At 67.0% G+C, this 2,348-nt stretch carries 3 protein-coding genes and 1 pseudogene; all 4 read right to left on the bottom strand.

Annotated features, from left to right (window positions below; translation table 11 throughout):
- The coding region (locus EAO76_RS42420) for a helix-turn-helix domain-containing protein (protein ID WP_262376229.1) at positions 1 to 150 on the bottom strand (150 nt) is incomplete at its 3' end.
- A 366-nt stretch (positions 151 to 516) separates the two neighbouring features.
- Positions 517 to 1,518, bottom strand: a complete 1,002-nt coding sequence (locus EAO76_RS42415) for an endonuclease/exonuclease/phosphatase family protein (RefSeq protein ID WP_148841548.1) — start codon at positions 1,516 to 1,518, stop codon at positions 517 to 519.
- A 185-nt stretch (positions 1,519 to 1,703) separates the two neighbouring features.
- On the bottom strand, positions 1,704 to 1,880 hold the full coding sequence (locus tag EAO76_RS47115) for a hypothetical protein (protein WP_262376228.1): 177 nt from the start codon (positions 1,878 to 1,880) through the stop codon (positions 1,704 to 1,706).
- Positions 1,881 to 2,101: 221 nt separating this feature from the next.
- Positions 2,102 to 2,348, bottom strand: a pseudogene (locus EAO76_RS47110) (IS5/IS1182 family transposase); the annotation flags it as partial.

The following is a 2,348-nucleotide window of genomic DNA, read 5'->3' as shown; positions in this document are numbered from 1 at the left end:
ACTCGGACCGCGTGACGCCAGCGCCCCGACCCCGCCCTCGCGCCACAACTGGTGCCACTGATAAGCCGACTTCAGACTCACCCGCAGACGCCGTGCCACTTCCGGCGGCTTGACCTCCTGCTCGAACAGCTCGGCCGCCTGCATCCGCACCGACTCCCGACGCACCCGTCCCGCAACGGTCAGCCCGCCCCCATCCGAATACCTCACACACCATCGAATACAGCCACCACACCAAGCCCATCAGGGACTTCGGGAAAGTTCACCCTGACGAGCCGAAGTCAGTAACGTTGAACAGAGCTTCCATGGGATCCCCGGAGGCGTACGTCGAAGTCGGATGGTCCAGGTCTGCGGCCCGTCGACAGCTCGTTCCTCCGGCACGGCGCTGGTCCGGGCGCCGGGGACGCCGACGATGGGGCCGGGCGCTGGTCTGGTAGCGGGTGTCACCGACCGCGTCCGGCCGACGAATCTCAATGGCGTCGGCCGGACGACTTCGTGGCGCGGCAGGGCACTTGAGGGTCAGTCGAAGTCGAAGGTGGCGACGACGGGGGCGTGGTCGGACTCGGGGTATTTGATGTCGGTGGCGAAGGCGATGGAGTCGTCGTGGAGGATCTCGTTGTGGATCTCTGAGCCGTGGTAGTGGGCGAGGAGGTTGCGGGTGACGAGCATGTGGTCGATCATCTGGCCGCGGCCGTGGTGGAAGAGCGTGTAGCGGGCCTCGCTGGGGATGGTGCGCTCGAGGGGGACCAGGACCCGGGTGGCAAGTTCGCCGTTGTTGGTGTCCTCAACGTTGCCGCAGATCGCCAGGACCGGGACTTCTTCAGGCTCTGCGTTGAAGTCACCGGCGACGATGATGCGCGCGTCCGGGTCGTCGTCGAGGATCTGGTCGATGAGGCGCCTGACCTCCAGGGCCTGGCTCATTCGCTTCATGGACGACAGGAAGCTGCCTTCGGCCCAGCTGTCGGCGCTACTCCAGATGTCCTTCCGGGGGCCGATCAGTTGGCCGGGGATGTCGCTGGGGATCTTGGATTTCAGATGCACGTTGATGACGTGCAGGAGCCGGCCGGGGGCTGCGTGGTCGATGTCGATCTGCGCGTGCAGGATGGGCCGTTCGATACCGATCGCGACCGGCGCCGCGTCTGAGGGGTTGGCGGTGAGCCGCTGGTAGCGGGGCTCGTTGACCAGGTCGTTCTTCAACTGCTGGTGCTTGATGACCGGCAGGTGGGTGGCGATGACCAGGTTGCGCATGTCGAAGACCGCGTCGTTAGCGGGCTTGGTGCTGGTCAAGGACGCGCCGGCGAGGTTGGTGTCGGCGAGGAGCTCCTTGAGTGCGAGCAGGTCACGCGGCTGTCCGGGGCGTTCCTGGCCGTGGACTTCCTGGAAGCAGGCGATATCCGCGCGCAGCCGGGTGATCTGCGGCTTCATCAGCGCGATGCGTTCATCCAGCGACGGGTGCGGCACGTTCGGGGCGGGCTCGTCGAAGTTCTCCAGGTTAAACGTGGCAATCCGGATCTGTGTCACACGTGCTCCCAGGGCTCGCCGCAAGTAGGAATACGCAACGTAACCAGACATTACTCACAGTGAAAAGGAGGCGCGCTTGCGTTCCGTCGGCCGTCCAGCAGTTCGCCGCATCCTGCGACGCCCACTCTGGAGGTTTCGGATCGGTGCTGGATGTCCTGCGGGGCGCGCCCGCCTCTGAGTGGACGTTAAGTCCGTTTCTGGTAGTGGCCGCGTTCGGGTTGGGTGAGGAAGCCTTGGCGGGTGAGGCGTCCGAGGCGGCTGCGGGTGATGTTGACGGACGCCTCGTGGGTGGGCGTGCCGAGGAGTTCGTGCAGTTCACGAGCCCTGGATGCCTGGTCGGGGTGCTGGTTGGAGGCGTTCACGATGGCCTGGTGGGCGGTGTTCGTCTCGGTCGGATCGGGCTCGTCTCCGGTCGGTGCGAGTTCGGCGATGGCCTTCCGGGTGGTGGTCGGATCCGCAAGTCGCGCTTGGGTCTCGGCCGGGGCGGCGGTGAGGTGCTCGATCTGGCCGCGTAGTTCCCCGGCTCGGGCGGTGGCCTCGTCGTGCTGGGTCTGGGGGCGGGCGAGGAGTTCGGCGACGTTCGCGCGGCCGGTCCGAGGGTGTCGCGCCAGGCGGGACTCGGTGTGGTGAGGCGGCGGGTCATGTCCGCGGTGGAGGCCCAGTGGACGCGTGAGGCGGAGGTGTCGGGCCGGTGGTCGTACTCACGTGCCAGACGGCGGTGCAGCATCAGCGTGCCGTGCGTCTGCTCGACCACCCACCGCCTGGGCTGCGGGACGAACCCTTTGCCCTGGTCGGCAGGCTGGTCGGCAGGGTTTCGGCGGACGACCTCG

It is taken from the genome of Streptomyces sp. sk2.1 (genome assembly GCF_008120935.1).
Lineage (GTDB): Bacteria > Actinomycetota > Actinomycetes > Streptomycetales > Streptomycetaceae > Streptomyces.
Note: the sequence above shows the minus strand (reverse complement) of the source record. Positions and strands in the feature narration are given on the sequence as shown.